The following is a 17,468-nucleotide window of genomic DNA, read 5'->3' as shown; positions in this document are numbered from 1 at the left end:
CGGCGTGACAGCGGGTGCGCGCGGCGAGCCGACGCGACCCGGCCGGGCCAGGGCCGACCCGACCGGGTCACCGCATGCCGCGTAGTGCGGTCTGGAGGCGCTCCTGAGCGCGGCGGCGGCGCTCGTTGCTCGCGCCGAGCACCAGCAGCACGATGCCGACCGGGATCAGCACCAGCCACGGGCCGAGGCTGAACAGCGCGTGTACGGCAGCGATCGCGGTCACCGTCGCACCCACGATCACCGGGGCCTGCTGCCGGCTGGTCGAGCCGAAGATCAGCACCGCGACGGCACCGAGCAGCAGCAGCACCTGACGCAGCATGCTGGAGTCGGTCGCGATCACGATCGCCAGTGTGGGCAGGAACGCGGTGACCAGCGCCGGGCCGTACGCCACCCAGCTCGACAGGTCGGGCCGGTGCCGCAGTTGCAGCACGCCCACCAGCAGGGCGAGCGCGGCGAACGGCAGCGTGTACGCCTCCGGCAGCGCCACGTCGGCCACCCGCATCAGGATCCACCAGGCGCTGATCTCGCAGGCCACCACCGCCCAGAACAGCAGGTTGCGCTCCATCGGCCGCCGCCCCGGACGGCTGGCCGCCACCCCGAGGACCGCGCCCCAGGCGGCCAGCAGCGCGGCGATGTGCCGGGGCGAGTCGTACGCCAGAGCCAGCGCGATGAGCGCCGCCCCGTAGCCGCTCCACTCGACGGTTGCCGCCTCCCGGTACGCCTCGGGACGGCGCAGCCGGGGCAGCGTGGCGGCGAACACCTGCAACGCCGCGCCGACCGCGAGCACCCCGAACGCGGACCAGACCGCCGCCAGCCCGGCCTTCAGACCGATCGTGAGCACGAACAGCTGCGCCATCACCGAGCCGAACAGCCAGCCCAGGATGCGGGCCCGCTGGGTGGTGCCGAACAGCGCGGCGACAGTGCCCACGCCGACCGCCCCGCCGAGCGTGAACACGGTCATGTCACTCGTGCCCAGGCTGCCGGCGAGCCCGGCGCCACCGGCGGCGAGCCCGAGCGCGAAGACCAGCACCCGGGCCACCCGGATCGACCGGCCCGGCTCGGCCAGCGCCGGCGGCGGGGTCAGCGCCAGCCCGAGCATCGAGATGGTGAACACCGCAAGCGCGGCCAGCGCGGTCACCGGCCAGCCACGGCCGAGCGCCACCGGCGTGATCAGCAGCGTGACCGCCGCCCCGGGCAGGATCACCGGCACCGCCCGGGACCGCCGGCCGCCGCTGAACCCGGTGGCGGCGAGCGCCGCGGTCACGGTCAGCAGCAACGCGGTGAGCACATGCGTGGGGTTCACCGCGCTCGGCGGCGGGGTCAGCAACTCCGGCGGCGGTCCCTGCCACACCCGCTTCAGGACCGCGTACGGCGAGAACAACGCCACCACGAGCGAAGGGGCCAGGGTGGCCAGGGCCAGCGCGACGGGCAGCGCCGCGGCGGCGAGCGCCCCGGCGGCCGGGCTGACCCGCCAGCGCAGCTCCGGATCGTCCGGGGCACGCCGTAGCGCCCCGTTGAGCAGCACGGTCCAGCGGCGTATCGGCCGGCCCGAACCGGCGGGCGGCACGGTGGCGGCCCGTACCAGTTCGGCGAGCACACCGAGCAGCGCGGCGGCGGCGGCGAACACGCCGGCCGGCAGCCCGACCGCGAGCGCGGCGGCGGCGGTGACGGTGGCCGCGCCGGCCACGGCGACGCTGGCGTACGGGAGGTACTGCGGCACCTGTCGCCGTACCGCCGCGATCGCGGCCAGACCGATGCTGGCGGCGGCGAGCGCGGCGGTGAGCACCACGTGCGGTGGGCGGCCGTACTCGACCGCCAGCGCGGCCACCGCGCCGGGCGCCGCGAGCAGTGCGGCTCCGGCGCCCGCGCCACCTACCTGCACCAGGTGCGGCGGCATGCCCTCGGTGCGTACGTCGTCGACGAGCGACGGCGCGAGCGTCCGCGCGACGGCGGCCACCGTCGCGCCGATCAGGGCGATGCTGCCCAGCGCCAGCGCGGTGGTCCACGGCCGTACCAGCCCGGCCCCGGCAGCGTGCAGCGCCACCACCCCGGCCACTGTGGCCCGGGACAGCGCGGCCCGGGGATCGACGGAGGCCGCGGCCGCCATGCCGTAGACGGTGGCCACCATGCAGCCGACCAGCACCGGGGACCACCAGGGCAGGTCGAACGCGGCCGGGGCGCCCACCGTGGCGAGCACGGCGGCGAGGCCGGAGACGTCGTACTTCCAGGGTGGCGGCAGCAGGATGGCCGCGGTGACCGCCAGCAGCACCAGCGCGACCGGGGCCTGCCAGGTCGAACCGCCGGTCGGCGCGGCCGGCCAGCCGGTCAGGTCACCGGCCCAGATCGGGCCGGGGGTGGCGAGCACGCCGAGCCCACCGCGCAGCGCGCTCCAGGCGGCGATCAGGCCGATCAGCGTGCCGCCGGCGGCGATGCCGAGGATCGGGCCGCGCCGCCACTCCTCGGGCAGCGCACGCGCGGCCACCGCCACCAGCAGCACCAGCGCGGAGGCCACCACGAGCTGACCACCGGGGGCGAGCACCGCGGCGATTCGGGCCAGCGTGGCGACGAGCGCCACGGTGGTGGCGGCCAGCGCCAGGTCGGACCCGTCGAGAGACATGTCGGCGCGACGGCCGGCGTCGATGCGCGGGGAGAGCGCCAGCAACGCGGCGGCGACCAGGAGCAGCCCGCCCACCCAGGCGTCGGCCGAGGTCGTGCCCGGCGCGCCGAACGCGGCGGCGGCGACTGCCACCGCGCCGAGCACCGTACCGAGCGCGTGCGGCATGCTCAGGTGCCGCTGCGCCACCTGCACCAGGGCGGCATAGCCGAGCGTGACGCAGACGGCGAGGAAGCTCGCCGCGAGGATCGGCACGGTGATCTCGCGCAGGTTCGCCGGCGTGGCGACCGGCGGCGTCGGCACCGTGGCGGCGACGAACGCGGCGACGGCGCCGGGCAGGGCGAACGCCGCGCCGCCCGCGGCCCAGGCGCAGACGGTCTCGGTCGCCGCGGCGGCGAGCCGGACCCGGGGGGCGAGGGACACCAGCGCCCCGGCGAGGAACAGCACCGTCAGCGCGGCGGCGGTGAGCCCCGGGCGGGCGAGCGCCGCACCCGCGCCGACCAGGCCGAGGCCGGCCGCTGTCACCGCGTGCGCCACCGCGGCCCGTTCGGTGCGGGCGGTCAGGCCGAGCACGCCGATCGCGACCGCGGTCAGCAGCATCGGCCAGCAGGCCGCCGCCCAGCCCAGACCGAGCGAGGCGGGCACGGCGAGCGCGGTCAGCGCCGCCCCGACCACCGCGAACTCGCGCCGGATCTCGGCCGGCAGGGCGATCACGGCGGCGATGGTGAGCAGCAACGCGCTGGCCGCCAGCTGCCAGCCGGTCGGGCCGACCGCCCGGGCCAGTTCGGCGTGCCATCCGCTCAGGTCCGCCGACCAGGCGGGCAACGCGGCCCGGACCGGGGCCAGCCCGGCGCGCAGCGCGCCGCCGGCGACCACCAGGCCGCTGACCGTGAGCGCCACCGCCGACGCGATCTGTGGACCGCGCCGGGCCGACTCGGGTACGGCCCGGACGGCGAGCCCGGTCAGCGCGATGACGGCGGAGATGAGGAGCAGGGACCGGCCGGGCAGGGCCACCGAGGCGACCCGCCCGAGCGCGCCGATGACCGCCAGCGTGAGGATGGCGGCACCGACGTCCGGCAGCGGCGGCCGGCGCAGCACGAGCGTCCCGGCCAGCGCGACCAGAGCGGCGAGCAGCAGCGCGGTGCCCGCTGCGGCGGCCGGCGGCACGGTGGTGGCGCGCAGCAGGCCGGTGACCGCGTACGCCAGCGCCAACGCGACCGCCACGCCGTGCAGCAGCCAGGTCAGCTCGGGCAGCCAGGGCACCGGCCGGGCGGTGGCGGCCGGACCCGGCGTCGTCGTCTCACCGCCCAGCACCTCGGCGGACTCCTCCGGGGCCGACTCGGGTCGGTCGTCGTCGGCGCGCTGCCGGGACGGGCCGGGCGGCGCCGGCTCGGTGGCGGGCAGGTCACGCCGGACGGGCCGCTCGCGTACCACCGCCGAACGCGCCAGCGTCAGGTCGAGCACCGCCACCACGGTCAGCACCAGTGCCCAGCCGACCGGCCCGGTGATCCACTCGTACGCCAGCAGGGGCAGCACCGGCTGGGCGGCCAGCACTGTCGCGAAGCGTGGTGCGCGCAGACCGGTCCCGTACGCGTATCCGAGCGCGACGAGCGTGGTGACCAGGAAGATCGTCCCGGCGAAGGCGGCGCCCGACCCGTCGCCGCCGATCCGGTCGACGGCCCAGAGCGCGTACCCGGCCAGCGGCACCAGCAGCAACCCGACAGCGGCGATGGTCTCGGCGGTGGAGGTGAGCCCGCGCCGGGCGAGCACCGGCGGGGCGAGCAGCATCGGTGCCGTTGCCACCAGCAGCACGCCGAGCCGGGCCAGCGCGTCCATCGAGCTGGTGGCGACCGCGGCGAAGACCACCGCGGCGACGCCGAGCAGGAGCGCGCCCAGCCCGAGCGGGATGTTCTGCACCTCCCGCGAGGACGCCTCGGGCGGGTGCTCCGGATCGTCCGCGTCGAGCCAGCGCGGGCGACCGCGCGGCGGCGACGGGGGCAGGTCCTCCGGGCCGGGCGGCGGGGTGCCCTGGCGGGGCACCCGGGGCGGCGCGCCGGTGGCGGCGGTGGGCGGGCGGCGGCCGGCCCGTCGGCGCAGCACCCGGCGCGGCCGGGTGGCCTGCCGGATCCGTTCCTCACCGGCGTGCGCGAGGATGTCCCGCTGGAAGAGGGCGGCCTGCATCTTGGCGGCGATCTGCCGTTGTTCCCGGGCGATCTCGGCGTCGCGGGCCTTCATCTCGGCGATCGAGCGTTCGATGTCGGCCAGGTGCTCGGCCCACTGCGGCTGGTGCGCGCCGCAGTGCGGGCAGACGACGGCGGGCTTGATGTCCTGCCCGCACGAAGCGCACCTGAAGCTTTCCACGACAGTCTCCCGTCCGCCCGTGCCTTCGCACTGTGGACCTCCCAGAGGCAGCATGCCTTGAGTGGGCCGGGATTTCGACAGTTGCCGCCGCGTTCCGGACAACAAAAAGGACCGGCCCGGTCGGGGAGCTGTCCCCGGCGGGCCGGTCGAGCCGGTCAGCGGGTCAGGGCCGGCCCATGCCGCGGTACTCCCAGCCGGCCTGTGTCCACAGTGTGGAGTCGAGGCAGTTGCGCCCGTCGACCACCTTGCGGCCGTTCGCCAGCTCGCCCAGGGCCACCGGGTCGGCGTTGCGGAACTCGGCCCACTCGGTGAGCACGCAGACCAGGTCGGCGCCGCGGACCGCGTCGTTCATGCTCTCCTCGTACGCCAGCTCGGGCACCGCCCGACGCGCGTTCTCGATCCCCTGCGGGTCAAACACGTGCACGTCGGCGCCGGCCTTGCCGAGCAGTGAGGCGACCGCGAGCGCCGGCGCGTCGCGTACGTCGTCGGTGTTGGGTTTGAACGTGGCGCCGAGCACCGCGACCCGGGTGCCGGACAGGTCCGGGCCGGCCGGGCCGGACCGGCGGCCGAGCAGTTCGGCGGCGAGCTGCACCACGCGGCTGCGGCGGCGCTGGTTGATCAGGTCGACCTCGTGCAGGAAGCGCAGCGCCTCACCGGCGCCCAGCTCCTGCGCACGGGCCTGGAAGGCGCGGATGTCCTTGGGCAGGCAGGCGCCGCCGAAGCCGAGCCCGGCCTGGAGGAAGCGGTTGCCGATGCGCGGGTCGTAGCCGATCGAGCGGGCGAGCTGGGTGACGTCGCCGCCGGCCGCCTCGCAGACCTCGGCCATCGCGTTGATGAAGGAGATCTTGGTGGCGAGGAACGCGTTGGCGGCGACCTTGACCAGCTCGGCGGTGGCGAAGTCGGTGACCACCAGCGGCACCTCGCGGTCCTCGGTGGCGGCGAGGTCGAAGACGCCCTTGTGGGCGGCGAAGAGCATGCCGTTGGCCCACTCGCTCTTGACGCCGACCACGATCCGGTTCGGACGCAGCACGTCGTCGACGGCGAAGCCCTCCTGGAGGAACTCGGGGCTCCATGCCACCTCGACACCGAGGTCGGCCGGCGTGTGCTTGCCGACGAGCTGCTCCACCCACTCGGCGGTGCCCACCGGCACGGTGGACTTGCCGACGATCAGTGCCTTACGGGTCAGGTGCTGGGCGAGGCTGGTGACGGACGCCTCGACGTACGACAGGTCGGCGCCCATGCCGTCGGCCCGCTGCGGGGTGCCGACGCAGATGAAGTGGACGTCGCCGAAGTCGGCGGTCTCCTGGATGTCGGTGCTGAACCGCAGCCGGCCGGCGGCCAGGTTGCGGCGCAGCAGCTCGTCGAGGCCGGGCTCGTGGATCGGCACCTCGCCGGCGTTCAGCTTGGCGATCTTGTCCGCGTCCACGTCGAACCCGAGCACCTCGTAGCCCAGCTCGGCGTAGCAGATGGCGTAGGTCGCACCGAGGTAGCCGGTGCCGAGGAAGGTCACCCGCGGGCGGGCGGCGCCGGACGGCGGGGTCACCGCGGCGATGGCGGGCATCGGCTGGGTGTTCGGGTACGGAATCGTCACGCCTGTCTTCTCCGCTCGCACTGGGCGGCGCTTCCACGCGTCGCATTCTGCTGGGGCGCCGAGGCCGGGCACCGAGGGAACTGGATGTCTGCTGTGAGGGTAATCGGGTCGGGCGGGCGAGGCTCGGGCGCGAGCCTACCCGCCGGTAAGGTTCGGCCGGGACCGGTGGCTATCCTTCAGTTTGCGGCAGTCGTCGGCCCCCGGGCGGCACAGACTGCGCATGATAGCGGTGGAAGGGGAGGGCCGACATGGCCGCAGAGCAGTCGTTCGACGTCTACCGGTTGCCGGAGGAGCACGAGGCGATCCGGGAGGCGGTACGTGAGGTCTGTGCGGCCAAGGTGGCTCCGCACGCCGCTGAGGCGGACGAGGCGGGTGAGTTCCCCAAGGCGTCCTACGAGGCCCTGCGCGCGGCCGACTTCCACGCCCCGCACATCCCGGTCGAGTACGGCGGTGCCGGCGCGGACGCGCTGGCCACGGCCATCGTGATCGAGGAGGTGGCCCGGGCCTGCGCGTCGTCCTCGCTGATCCCGGCGGTGAACAAGCTGGGCACCATGCCGCTGCTGTTGGCCGGTTCCGAGGAGCTGAAGCGCAGGTACCTGACCCCGGTCGCGGCCGGGGACGGCATGTTCTCCTACTGCCTCTCCGAGCCGGAGGCGGGCAGCGACGCCGCCGCGATGACCACCAAGGCGGTACGTGACGGAGACCACTGGGTGCTCAACGGCGTGAAGCGGTGGATCACCAACGCGGGCGTGTCGGAGTACTACACCGTGTTCGCCGTGACCGACCCCACAGCCCGGTCGAGGGGCATCTCCGCGTTCGTGGTGGAGAAGTCCGACCCGGGCGTCAGCTTCGGCGCCCCGGAGAAGAAGCTCGGCATCAAGGGCTCGCCCACCCGCGAGGTCTACTTCGACAACGTGCGTATCCCGGCCGACCGCATGATCGGCGCCGAGGGCACCGGCTTCGCCACCGCCATGAAGACGCTGGACCACACCCGGGTCACCATCGCCGCCCAGGCGGTTGGCATCGCGCAGGGCGCGCTGGACTACGCCAAGGGCTACGTCCAGGAGCGCAAGCAGTTCGGCAAGCCGGTCGCCGAATTCCAGGGCATCCAGTTCATGCTCGCCGACATGGGCATGAAGCTGGAGGCGGCGCGGCAGCTCACGTACGCCGCCGCCGGCAAGTCCGAGCGCGGCGACGCGGACCTGACCTACTTCGGCGCAGCCGCGAAGTGCTTCGCCTCGGACGCGGCCATGGAGATCACCACGGACGCGGTCCAGTTGCTCGGCGGCTACGGCTACACCCGCGACTACCCGGTCGAGCGGATGATGCGCGACGCCAAGATCACCCAGATCTACGAGGGCACGAACCAGGTCCAGCGGATCGTGATGGCCCGTCAGCTTCTGAAGGGCTGACCGCAGGGCGTTCGGGCGGGCGGGCAGGTGACACCTGCCCGCCCGCGCTCGTCAACGGGTCTCGGTGCCCTCCGACCGGCCGCTGCCGCGTGGGGGCGCTGACCACGGCGACTCGCCGCCGGTACGGCGGGGCAGGGGCTCGGTGGGGGTCTCCGGGTAGGCCAGCGTGAGCGGGGCCGTGTCCGGGTCCTTCGGCGCGTCGGCCGGGGGCCAGTCGGTGAGCGTCGGCTTGTGCTCCACCGGCGCGGCGGCCGGGGTCAGCTCCGCCCCGGCCGGCGGGGGTGTGGCGGGACGCCGCCACCGGCTCGTGCTGAACACGGCCATCAGCAGCAGCACACCGATGAGGAACAGGGTGCCGTTGTCCAGCGGGTCGCGCAGCGGCAGCGGGTCACCGAGCAGCTTCAGGTCGTCCGGCACCCGGTCCCGCACGCTGAACGGCGCGACGAACAGCCCGACGTAGGGGGCGGCGAGCAGCAGGCCGGCCACCAGCGGGCCGAACGGCGAGAAACGCAACGTGCCGAGCAGACCGAGCAGGATGCCGGCGACGCCCAGATAGACGGCCGGCTCGATCAGGTTCGGTGTGCTGTACGTCCCGATCTCCACCCAGCGGTCGACGGTCCGCTCAGATCCGTCCTGACCGAGCGTGACGAGCACCCAGGTGACGGGCGCCACCGCCAACCCGGCGAGGAAGCTCCAGAGATGTCGCATCCGCGCACCGTACCGTTTTCGGCATGACAGATCATCCCGCGGTCCCGTCGGGTAAGCCCACGTCGTACTCCCGCGTCACGCTCAGTCGCATCATGACCGCGGTCGATGTCAATCTGTACGGGACCGTGCACGGTGGGGTACTGATGAAATTCGTGGACGACGTCGCCGGCGCGGCGGCGGCGCGGCACAGCGGCGGCACCGCGGTGACCGCGTCCATCGACGAGATCGTCTTCTCCGAGCCGGTCCGGGTGGGCGATCTCGTGCACGCCCACGCTCAGGTCAACTGGACCGGCCAGACCTCGATGGAGGTCGGGGTGAGGGTGGTCGCCGAGCGCTGGGACTCTGCCGAGGAGGAGCCGGTGCGGGTCGCCACCGCGTACCTGGTCTTCGTGGGCGTCGACGTGGGCGGTGCGCCACGGCCGGTCCGCCCGGTGCTGCCCGAGACGCCGGAGGACGAGCGCCGGTTCCGGGAGGCCGAGATCCGGCGCGCGCACCGGCTCGCCCGGCGCCGCGCGATCCAGGCCCACCGCGCCGGTTGAGCCGGTGCCCGCCCACACCGGCCGGGGGTGCGGGGTGTGGGCGGGACACGCCCCGTACGGCGCACCCGGCACGGACAATGGCGGCACGAGGTAGGGCAAGATGGCGCCACGGCCCCGGCACACCGTCGTGGCGGGCCCAGGGGAGGGTGGAACAGTGGCTGACGTGCTGTGGAAGCCGCCGGCGGACGTGCGGGAGCGGTCCCGGATCGGTGACTACCTGCGCTGGCTGGCCGAGCACCGCGGGCTGGAGTTCGCCGACTACGACGGGCTGTGGCAGTGGTCGGTGACCGACCTGGACGCCTTCTGGCGCTCGATCTGGGACTTCTTCGACGTGGTCGCGCACACCCCGCCGACCGCCACGCTCACCGGCCGGGCCATGCCGGGCACCCGCTGGTTCCCCGGCGCGACCCTCAACTACGCGGAGAACGTGCTGCGCATGCCGGGGCTGCGCGACGACGACCCGGCGGTGATCGCGCACGGGCAGACCCGCGCGCCGGAGACGCTCACCGCCGCCGAGCTGCGCGAGCGGGTCCGCCGGGTGGCGGCCGGGCTGCGCCGCCTCGGCGTGGGGCCGGGCGACCGGGTGGCCGCGTACGCGCCGAACATCCCCGAGACGTACGTCCTGCTGCTCGCCACCGCCGGCCTCGGCGCGATCTTCTCCTCCTGCGCGCCCGAGTTCGGCACCCGCAGCGTCACCGACCGCTGGCAGCAGATCGAGCCCACGGTGCTGGTCGCCGTCGACGGCTACCGGTACGGCGACAAGCCTGTCGACAGGCGCGCCGAGGTGGCCGCGATCCGGGCCGCGCTGCCGTCGCTGCGGCACACCGTCGCCATCGCGTACCTCGATCCGGACGGCCCGGCCCCCGACGGCGCGCTGCCGTGGGCGGAGCTCGCGGCGCCCACCGACGAGCCGCTGACGTTCACCCCAGTGCCCTTCGACCACCCGCTCTACGTGCTCTACTCCTCCGGCACCACCGGCCTGCCCAAGCCGATCGTGCACGGCCACGGCGGCATCCTGCTGGAACACCTCAAGATGCTGGCGCTGCACCACGACCTGGGTCCTTCCGACCGGTTCCTGTGGTTCACCACGACCGGCTGGATGATGTGGAACTTCCTGGTCTCCGGCCCGGCGGTGGGCGCGGCGATCGTGTTGTTCGACGGCAACCCGGGCCACCCCGACCTGGGCGCGCTGTGGCGGCTGGCCGCCGACACCGGCACCACGTACTTCGGCACGTCCGCGCCGTTCCTGCTGGCCTGCCGCAAGGCCGGCCTGGTGCCGCGCGGGGTCGCGGACATGTCCGCGGTGCGCGGCCTCGGCTCGACCGGCGCGCCGCTGCCGGCCGAGGGCTTCACCTGGGTGTACGAGAACGTCAGCGACCGCCTGCAGCTCCAGTCGCTGTCCGGCGGCACGGACGTGTGCACCGGATTCGTCGGCGGTGTGCCGCTGCTGCCGGTGTACGCCGGTGAGATCGCCTGCCGGGCGCTGGGCGCGAAGGTGGAGGCCCGCTCGGCCGACGGCGGCGCTGTGATCGGGCAGCTCGGCGAGCTGGTGATCACCGAGCCGATGCCGAGCATGCCGGTCGGGTTCTGGAACGACCCGGACGGCGCCCGCTACCGGGAGGCGTACTTCGAGGTCTATCCCGGCGTGTGGCGCCACGGCGACTGGATCACCGTGAACGAGCGCGGCGGGTGCGTGATCACCGGGCGGTCCGACGCCACGCTCAACCGGGGCGGCGTACGGCTGGGCACCGCGGAGTTCTACTCGGTGGTCGAAGGGCTGGACGAGGTCGTCGACTCGGTGGTCGTGCACCTGGAGGACGACGAGGGCGGCGTGGGTGAGCTGCTGCTGTTCGTGGTGCTCGCCGAGGGCCTGGAACTCGACGACGACATGCGGCGCACGATCTGCCGGGAGCTGCGTACGGCGCTGTCGCCCCGGCACGTGCCGGACGAGATCCACCAGGTCCGGGCCGTGCCCCGCACGTTGAGCGCGAAGAAGCTGGAGGTGCCGGTCAAGAAGATCCTGACGGGCACCCCTGTGGACAGCGCGGCGGCCAAGGGCGCCCTGGCCAACCCCGAGTCCCTCACGGCCTTCGCCGCCCTCGCCCAGCGCCGTTCCGCCACCGGCCACCCCACCCCCGCCTGACCCGGGAGGGGAAGAGTCAGGTCAGGGTTTGCGTAGTCTTCTCGGTTTCGGCGCGGGAGGGCAGGCGGGACGGGTCGGGGTGGGCGCAGGCCACCACGCTGGCGCCCGCGCTCAGCGGGGTGAGCAACCAGTCGACCGGGTCGGGGTGGGCTGTCACGTCGACCAGGAGGCGGTCGCCGGGGGCCAGGCCCAGCTCGGTGGCGCGAGCCTGCGCGCGGGCCAGCAGCGCCGCGTCCCCGTCCCCGGCACCGGGGTACGGCGTGAAGTGGTCGCCGTGTCCGCGTACCGCCGTGACGAAGTCCGTGCAGCCCGCCGGCGCCTGCCGCATCGGCAGCGCGAACGGGTCGAGCGCCAGGGCGTACCGCTCGCCGGCCGGCCAACCGGCCGCCTCGTCCACCCGGTCGACGGCCACGAAGAGCGCCTCCACCGGCCCCGGCGTGTCGACCACGGTCAGCTTCGCCGACCAGCAGCCGAGCAGCACGGCGGCGGTCTGCCAGTGCGGCGGCAGCAGCACCCCGGCCGCGTCGCCGGGCGCGGCGCCCACCTCGTCGGTGAGCAGGTTGGCGGTCTTCGCCACCCAGTTCGCGAGCGTCGCCCCGGAGAGTTCGGTGCGCTCGCCGGTGGCGTCGTCGTACCAGGTCAGGAGCGGTCGGGTGGGGTCGGGCGCGATCGCGTCGGCGAACACCCGGGCAATGTTGTCGGCCATCGGCGCGAACGATACGCGCCCCGCGTGCGTACTCGATGACAGCGACAAGTCGGCGTACCGTCGGGTCGCGGTCAGCGCTTGGCGCACGGCCCGGCGTAGGCTTGCCGAGAGTGTTCTTTCCCACAACCGCGCCACCTGAGGAGTCGCCCCGTGACCGCCGGTCGCCCGCCCCGCGTTCTCATCGACGCCACGAGTGTCCCCGCCGACCGTGGCGGCGTCGGTAGATACGTCGACGGACTGCTCGGCGCGCTGGGCCGGGTCTGCGGCACCGACGTCGACCTGGCTGTGGTCAGCCTCCGCACCGACCTGGAGCGCTACTCCCGGATGCTGCCCGGCGCGGAGGTGATCCCCGCCCCGGCGGCGGTGGCGCACCGGCCGGCGCGGCTGGCCTGGGAGCAGACCGGCCTGCCGCTGCTGGCCCAGCAGGTCGGTGCCGAGGTGCTGCACTCGCCGTTCTACACCTGCCCGCTGCGGGCCGGTTGCCCGGTGACGGTCACCGTGCACGACGCGACCTTCTTCACCGAGCCGGAGCACTACGACAAGTCGCGCCGGACCTTCTTCCGCAGCGCGATCAAGACCTCGCTGCGCCGCGCCGGCCGGGTGATCGTGCCGAGCAAGGCCACCCGCGACGAGCTGATCCGGCTGCTGGACGCCGACCCGACCCGGATCGACGTCGCCTACCACGGCGTCGACCAGGACGCGTTCCACGCGCCGGGCGACGAGGAGAAGGCACGCGTGCGGGCGCGCCTGGGCCTGGGCGACAGCAGCTACATCGCGTTCCTCGGGGCCAAGGAGCCGCGCAAGAACGTACCCAACCTGATCCGCGGCTGGGCCCGGGCGGTGGCCGACCGGCCGAACCCGCCCGCGCTGGTGGTGGCCGGCGGCCAGGGCCACGACGACGACATCGACCGCGCGGTGGCCGAGGTGCCGTCGCACCTGCGGCTGCTGCGCCCGGGTTACCTGCGCTACGCCGACCTGCCCGGCTTCCTCGGCGGCGCGCTCGTGGCGGCCTACCCCTCCTACGGTGAGGGCTTCGGCCTGCCGATCCTGGAGGCGATGGCGTGTGCCGCCCCGGTGCTCACCACGCCGCGCCTGTCCCTGCCCGAGGTGGGCGGCGACGCGGTGGCCTACACCAGCGAGGACCCGGACCAGATCGCCACGGACCTGGGCGCCCTGCTGGACGACGACCAGCGGCGGCTGTCCCTGGCCAAGGCCGGCTTCGACAGGGCCAAGGAGTTCACCTGGGAGTCCAGCGCCGAGGTGCACATCGCGGCGTGGCGACGGGCCCGCTCCTGACTCCCGGGCGACCGACCGTGACGGCTCGCCCGCTTCGGGCATGATGTGCTGATGTTCTACGCCGTCATCCCGGCGGGCGGCAGCGGCACAAGATTGTGGCCGTTGTCCCGTGCCGGCCATCCCAAATTCCTCCACCCGCTGACCGGCACTCCCGCCTCGCTGTTGCAGGCCACTGTCGACCGGTTGTCGCCGTTGACCACTCCGGAGCGCACGCTCGTGGTCACCGGGGCCGCGCACGCCGCGGCGGTGGCTCGGCAACTGGCTGGCCTGCCGGAGGAGAACATCCTGGTCGAGCCCTCACCGCGGGACTCCTGCGCGGCGATCGCGCTGGCCGCTGCGGTGATCGCCACCCGGACGCCGGACGCGGTGATGGGCTCGTTCGCCGCCGATCACCTGATCGGCGACCCGGCCCGGCTGGCCGCTGTGGTGCGGCAGGCCATCCGAGGCGCGGAGCAGGGGCTGCTGATGACTGTGGGCATCACCCCGACGCGCCCGGAGACCGGCTACGGCTACCTGGAGACCGGCGAGCCGGTCGGGGACGGCCCGCTGCGCCCGGTACGCGAGTTCAAGGAGAAGCCGGCCGCCGAGGTGGCGGAGGTGTACGTCCGCTCCGGCCGGCACCTCTGGAACGCCAGCATGTTCGTCTGGCGGGTCGACGTCTTCCTGGCCGAGCTGGCCCGCCAGCAGCCGGAGCTGCACGCCGGGATCACCGCCATCGCGGCGGCCTGGGGCACTCCGGAGCAGGACGACGTGCTCGGCCGGGTCTGGCCGACGCTGCCCCGGATCTCGGTCGACTACGCCGTGATGGAGGGCGCGGCGACGGCCGGGCGGGTCGGCACCGTGCCCGGCGACTTCGGCTGGAACGACGTCGGCGACTTCCACACGCTCGGCGAGGTGCTGCCCGCCGACGGCGTCGGCAACGTGGTGCTGGGCGGGGACGCGAAGCCGGGCGTGCTGCTGCACGACACCACCGGCACCGTCGTGGTGTCGCACTCCGGCCGGCTCGTGGCCACCGTCGGGGTGCACGACCTGATCGTGGTGGACACCCCCGACGCGCTGCTGGTCTGCCCGCGCGACCGCGCGCAGGACGTGAAGAAGATCGTGGACGAGCTGAAGGAACGCGGCGAGGAGGGCCTGGTCTGATTTGCCGCGCGCCGCGCCGCCGGAGTGGAACGCGTCCGGCGGCTCGTCGGGCGCCGTCGCTCAGCGGCCGGCGTGGCGGGCCAGCACCGCGAGCGCCGGCGGTACGAGCTGGGCCGTGGCGTGGGCCAGCGGCTCGGGCAGCCGGTCCGGCGGGAACCAGCCGAGCGCCTCGGACTCCGCGCTGACCCGCTCGACCGCTCCCGCCGGGGCCAGCGCGGCGTACCGGACGTCGTAGTGGAACGACCCGCCCTGGCAGGCGACCTGGTGGATGTCCACGTCGATCGGTTCCGGGTCGACGGTCAGGCCGGTGATGCCGGACTCCTCGGTGGCCTCGCGCAGCGCGGTGGCGACCAGCGTCCGGTCGCCGGGCTCGCAGTGCCCGCCGAGCTGCATCCACCTGCGGATCTTGCCGTGCAGGCAGAGCAGCACCCGGCCGTCCGGGTCGAGCACCAGCGCGCTCGCGGTGACGTGCCCGGCCCGGTGCGTCCGGCTCATGGCCACCGGCCCGTCGGCCAGCAGCGCCAGGGTCCGGGTCCGGGCCGCGTCGGCGGCGGGGCTGGTCGCCGTCCAGCGGCTCAGCGTCACGACGGCGTCGGCGTGCAGCTCGGTGTACGGGATCAGATCAGGCACCCGGACACTCTACGAGCGCCGGCTTCGTACTCTGGCGCGGTGACCCTGCGACTCGTCGAGTTCCTGGTGGCCGGCAACGAGGCGAGCGACCTCCTGCCGGTGCGGTCGGCCGCGCTGCTGCGGGCGTACGGCGCGCGCCGCGGCTTCTGGACGGTGCTGGACGAGGGGCCTGTCGAACAGTGCCTGGCGCTGCTGCTGGAACGCGACGACGGCCACTGGGACGCGCACCACGTGGCCGCCGACGCCGGGCGGGAGAACGGCCGCACCGAGGACGGCGAGGCGCTCGCCCACCACGACGGCTGGGTGTACGTCTTCGGCTCGCACTTCGGCTCCAAGGGCGGCCCGTTGCGGCCCCGGCGCGCCTTCGTGGCCCGGTTCCGGGAGGACGACGCCGTGGCCGGGCCGCTGCCGCTGCACGTGGTGCGCAACCGTTTCCGGCTCCACCGGGCGGTCAACGACGCGCTCGCCACCGCCCCGCTGGCGCTGCTGCCGCCCGGTGACCGGGTCCGGCAGCGGTTCATCGTGGAGACACTGGCCCGGGGCACCGCCCGCGCCAAGAGCTGGGTGACCCGGCTCGCCGCCGACGACCTGCCGATCAACGTCGAGGCGGCGGCGTTCACACCGGCCGGTACGGCGCTGCTCGGCCTGCGTTTCCCGGTGACCGCCGAGGGTGAGCCGGTCTACGTCGAGCTGGCCGGCGTACCGGAGATGTTCGACGACCCCGGCCCGGAGCGGCCGGGTGACCTGCGCGCGCTCGGGGCGTACGCGCTGACCGGTGTGACCCCGCCCGGTGCGCTCGCCGGCTTCCGCGCGATCACGCCGACCGGCGACGGCGGCTACGCGGCGGTGACCGGGTCGATCGACGCGCTGGGCAAGGGTTCGGTGCTGCTGGACGACCACCCGCACGGCGGCGAGGTGACCTCCCGGCACGTGCGGTTCCGGCACGACGCGGGCGGGGACGCGCTGGTGGAGGGGGAGGTGGTCGCGGAGCTGGCGCCGTTCCATCACGTGGAGGGGCTGGCCGAGCTGGCCGGACGCTGCTATTACGTCACCGACGAGGACCATCGGGTGGCGCTCTGGATCGGATGAGCGAGGGCCGGGCGGCACCCCTGCGACTGATGCCGCAGACCCTCGTGGTGCCGCCCGGCCACGCCCGTCAGCCGGCGTCCGGATCGATGTTGCTCCCCGGCGTCGGCAGGCAACAGAGAGTTTGCCGAACCCGCCGCTCAGCGTCGAGGTTTTTCACCTGACGCTTAAAGATGGAGATTAGTGCCGACGGGTACAGTCGGAGTGTGGCTGGCACCCCCGCCGTCCGCACGGGAGCAATCCATGTTGAAGATCGTTTTCTCCGGCGAGGACGTCCTGCGGACCCGGGTCGCCCCGGCCGCGGACCCCCTGTGGGAGTTGGTCCTCAGCCTGCACCTGCTCCAGGGGCGCGGTCGTGACCCGATGATGACCACGTGGCGGCGCACCGTGGCGCACGGACTGCGCACCGACGCCAACGCCGAGCGGTACCGCCTCCTGCTCGCGCTCAACCCGCCACGCGGCTACTTCCCCGACTTCCTCACCCCGTTCGCCAGCCGGGACGGCCTCCAGGCCGGTCTGGAGGCAATCCGGGGCACCCCTGTCGACATGCTGCGCCGCGACCTGACGCTGCTGACCGGGGAGAACGCCCTGCCGTCCTCGGCCACCGCGCTCGCTCGTGGCGAGCCGGAGACGCTGCGCCACCTGACCGGCGCTATGGCGCGGTACCAGTCGCTGGCCGTCGCGCCGTACTGGTCCCGGGTGCAGGCGGCGGTCGAGGCGGACCGGGCCCGGCGTGCCCGCGCCATGCTCGACGGCGGCGCCGAAGGGCTGCTGGCCAGCCTGCGGCCGAACATGCGCTGGGATTCGGGCGTGCTGGAGGTGCTCGACTATCCGGACACCCGGGAACTGCACCTGGACGGCCGGGGACTGCTGCTCGTGCCGTCGTTCTTCTGCTCGCGTACGCCGGTGGCGCTCGTCGACCCGACCCTGCCCCCGGTGCTGGTCTACCCGGTCGACCGGCTCGCCGGCCTGACGTCCGGCTCGGCCGCCGGGGAACCACCGCAGGGCGAGGCGCTCGCCGCCCTGCTCGGCCGCACCCGCTCCCGGGTGCTCCAGGCCGCCGACGGCGGCTGCACCACCGGCGAGATGGCACGCAAGCTGCGCATCTCCGCCGCCGCGGCCAGCCAGCACACCACAGTGCTGCGCAACGCGGGGCTGCTGGTCAGCAAACGCGACCGCAACACCGTCCTGCACACGCTGACCCCGCTGGGCCGGGCCGTCCTGGACGCCTGACCCGCC

General features: G+C 74.3%; 12 protein-coding genes. 7 read left to right on the top strand and 5 right to left on the bottom strand.

Translation table 11 applies throughout. The features are described 5' to 3' along the window. Positions 1-67: 67 nt before the first annotated feature. A complete protein-coding gene (locus ACFYO8_RS22570; protein ID WP_355014912.1) occupies positions 68-4,975 on the bottom strand; it encodes an SCO7613 C-terminal domain-containing membrane protein in 4,908 nt (1,635 codons plus the stop codon). A gap of 163 nt (positions 4,976-5,138) precedes the next feature. After that, on the bottom strand, positions 5,139-6,566 hold the full coding sequence (locus tag ACFYO8_RS22565) for a UDP-glucose/GDP-mannose dehydrogenase family protein (protein WP_354865003.1): 1,428 nt from the start codon (positions 6,564-6,566) through the stop codon (positions 5,139-5,141). Positions 6,567-6,814: 248 nt separating this feature from the next. Here ACFYO8_RS22565 and ACFYO8_RS22560 point away from each other — a divergent pair, with 248 nt between their 5' ends. Further along, positions 6,815-7,978 carry an acyl-CoA dehydrogenase family protein gene (locus ACFYO8_RS22560; RefSeq protein WP_354865005.1) on the top strand — a complete coding sequence of 388 codons (1,164 nt, stop codon included), beginning with the start codon at positions 6,815-6,817 and terminating at the stop codon, positions 7,976-7,978. A gap of 51 nt (positions 7,979-8,029) precedes the next feature. Here ACFYO8_RS22560 and ACFYO8_RS22555 read toward each other — a convergent pair whose 3' ends face one another. After that, complete coding sequence (locus ACFYO8_RS22555; RefSeq protein ID WP_354865007.1) at positions 8,030-8,686, bottom strand: hypothetical protein; 657 nt, start codon at positions 8,684-8,686, stop codon at positions 8,030-8,032. Positions 8,687-8,709: 23 nt separating this feature from the next. Between ACFYO8_RS22555 and ACFYO8_RS22550 the strand changes: the two genes are divergently transcribed. Continuing rightward, positions 8,710-9,225, top strand: a complete 516-nt coding sequence (locus ACFYO8_RS22550) for an acyl-CoA thioesterase (protein ID WP_354865009.1) — start codon at positions 8,710-8,712, stop codon at positions 9,223-9,225. A gap of 154 nt (positions 9,226-9,379) precedes the next feature. Beyond that, the gene (locus tag ACFYO8_RS22545; RefSeq protein ID WP_354865011.1) at positions 9,380-11,368 is read left to right on the top strand and encodes an acetoacetate--CoA ligase; all 1,989 of its coding nucleotides are present in this window, start codon (positions 9,380-9,382) and stop codon (positions 11,366-11,368) included. A gap of 16 nt (positions 11,369-11,384) precedes the next feature. Here the strand turns inward: ACFYO8_RS22545 and ACFYO8_RS22540 are convergent, their stop codons facing one another. Beyond that, positions 11,385-12,074, bottom strand: a complete 690-nt coding sequence (locus tag ACFYO8_RS22540; protein WP_354865013.1) for a TIGR03089 family protein — start codon at positions 12,072-12,074, stop codon at positions 11,385-11,387. A gap of 150 nt (positions 12,075-12,224) precedes the next feature. Between ACFYO8_RS22540 and ACFYO8_RS22535 the strand changes: the two genes are divergently transcribed. Further along, positions 12,225-13,370, top strand: coding sequence for a glycosyltransferase family 1 protein (locus ACFYO8_RS22535; RefSeq protein ID WP_354865015.1), 1,146 nt, complete (start codon positions 12,225-12,227; stop codon positions 13,368-13,370). A gap of 51 nt (positions 13,371-13,421) precedes the next feature. Beyond that, positions 13,422-14,513 carry a sugar phosphate nucleotidyltransferase gene (locus ACFYO8_RS22530; RefSeq protein WP_354865017.1) on the top strand — a complete coding sequence of 364 codons (1,092 nt, stop codon included), beginning with the start codon at positions 13,422-13,424 and terminating at the stop codon, positions 14,511-14,513. 60 nt (positions 14,514-14,573) lie between these two features. On the opposite strand, the gene ACFYO8_RS22525 is transcribed toward ACFYO8_RS22530, so the two are convergent. After that, positions 14,574-15,143 carry an NUDIX domain-containing protein gene (locus ACFYO8_RS22525; RefSeq protein ID WP_354865019.1) on the bottom strand — a complete coding sequence of 190 codons (570 nt, stop codon included), beginning with the start codon at positions 15,141-15,143 and terminating at the stop codon, positions 14,574-14,576. Positions 15,144-15,182: 39 nt separating this feature from the next. Between ACFYO8_RS22525 and ACFYO8_RS22520 the strand changes: the two genes are divergently transcribed. After that, the gene (locus tag ACFYO8_RS22520) at positions 15,183-16,232 is read left to right on the top strand and encodes a hypothetical protein (protein ID WP_354865021.1); all 1,050 of its coding nucleotides are present in this window, start codon (positions 15,183-15,185) and stop codon (positions 16,230-16,232) included. Between the two features lie 240 nt (positions 16,233-16,472). Then, positions 16,473-17,462: a winged helix-turn-helix domain-containing protein gene (locus ACFYO8_RS22515; RefSeq protein WP_354865023.1), complete on the top strand. Its 990-nt coding sequence runs from the start codon at positions 16,473-16,475 to the stop codon at positions 17,460-17,462. The last annotated feature ends 6 nt before the right edge of the window (positions 17,463-17,468 follow it).

Source organism: Micromonospora sp. NPDC005257 (assembly GCF_042872445.1).
GTDB lineage: Bacteria > Actinomycetota > Actinomycetes > Mycobacteriales > Micromonosporaceae > Micromonospora.
Note: the sequence above shows the minus strand (reverse complement) of the source record. Positions and strands in the feature narration are given on the sequence as shown.